A 1,477-nucleotide genomic window follows, 5' to 3' on the forward strand; every position below is an offset into this window, starting at 1 on the left:
AAGAGAAACTCTAGTGCCAATATTTAGTGAAAAAGATGATGAGGCATTGCAAAAACTAACAAGTTTTGTTCGCGCTGCAACTTGTTCAGTATGCAGCAAGCCACAGTATGACAAAGAAGGTGAAATTATTATTGCGACTAGCAATGATAAAAGATCCGATTGTAAGCACTGTGGCAGTCCATTATGGACATTACAAAGAGCAAGTAAAAAATCTATGTCTCAAAAAGAGGTTTTAAATAAAGCACTGTGCCAGATACCTACCATTGGTAAAAAGACTGCTGATAAATTACTTGATCAATTCGGTGAGAAACTTATCAAAGGAATGCTTGCTGATAACATTTATCAGTTTGTTAATTTGATGGATGAGAATGGTGATTTAGTATTTTCGGATCGTCAGTCGGTTAGGATGGAACGAGCCTTGGCTAAAACAGAATTTGGCTTTGGGCAGGGCGGTTATCAACCTACAGAATTTATTAAGCGATATTTGCCTAATAATTTCTTTGATATGTTGATTGTTGATGAAGGACATGAATATAAAAATAGCGATTCCGCACAAGGTCAAGCGATGGGTGTACTAGCATCAAAGGTTAAGAAAACTTTGTTACTAACAGGCACACTGATGGGTGGTTATGCCAGCGATTTGTTTTATTTACTCTGGCGTATTAATCCTAGCAAGATGATTGAATGCGGTTTTAGTGCCGAATCATCAATGAGTGCTGCTTCAATGGCGTTTATGCGTGAACACGGTGTTTTAAAAGATGTTTTTAAGCACAGCGAAGGCAATTCTCATAAGACAGCACGAGGTAAGAAAATAACAGTTCATACTTCAAAAGCACCTGGTTTTGGACCTCAAGGTATTGTCGATCATGTATTGCCAATAACAGCCTTTTTAAAGCTTAAAGATATTGGGCAAAATATATTACCTGCTTATACAGAGGAAATTATTAATGTGCCAATGACGCAAAAACAAGGGCAGATCTATAAAGAAATGTCTGAAAATTTGAGCAGTAAAATGCGTGAGTGTTTAGCAAAAGGCGATAACAGCCTGTTAGGCGTTGTCATGAATGTTTTACTAAGATGGCCAGACACAGGCTTTAATGCTGAGATGGTTGTGCACCCAAGGACAAGAGACACGCTTTGCTTTGAACAAGCAATATTTGATGATTTAACTTTAGCACCAAAAGAGCAAAAAGTTATTGAATATATCAAGGCAGAAAAAGCGGCGGGTCGCCGTGTATTGGTTTATACAACATACACAGGCAAAAGAGATACGGCATCACGCTTAAAACGATTGTTTGAAAATGAAAATTTAAAAACAGCCATTTTGCGATCAACCGTTGGAACTGATAAGAGAGAGGACTGGATAATAGATCAAGTAGATCGTGATATTGATGTCATGGTTTGTAATCCTGAGTTGGTTAAAACAGGATTGGATTTATTAGACTTTCCAACCATTATCTTTATGCAAACTGCCTAC

At 37.5% G+C, this 1,477-nt stretch carries 1 protein-coding gene; it reads left to right on the forward strand.

Annotated features, from left to right (window positions below; genetic code table 11):
- Window positions 1-13 precede the first annotated feature (13 nt).
- Window positions 14-1,477: SNF2-related protein (locus BAZSYMA_RS07370; RefSeq protein WP_241502585.1), on the forward strand; the 1,464-nt coding region annotated here is incomplete at its 3' end.

It is taken from the genome of Bathymodiolus azoricus thioautotrophic gill symbiont (genome assembly GCF_001298715.1).
Classification (GTDB): domain Bacteria; phylum Pseudomonadota; class Gammaproteobacteria; order PS1; family Pseudothioglobaceae; genus Thiodubiliella.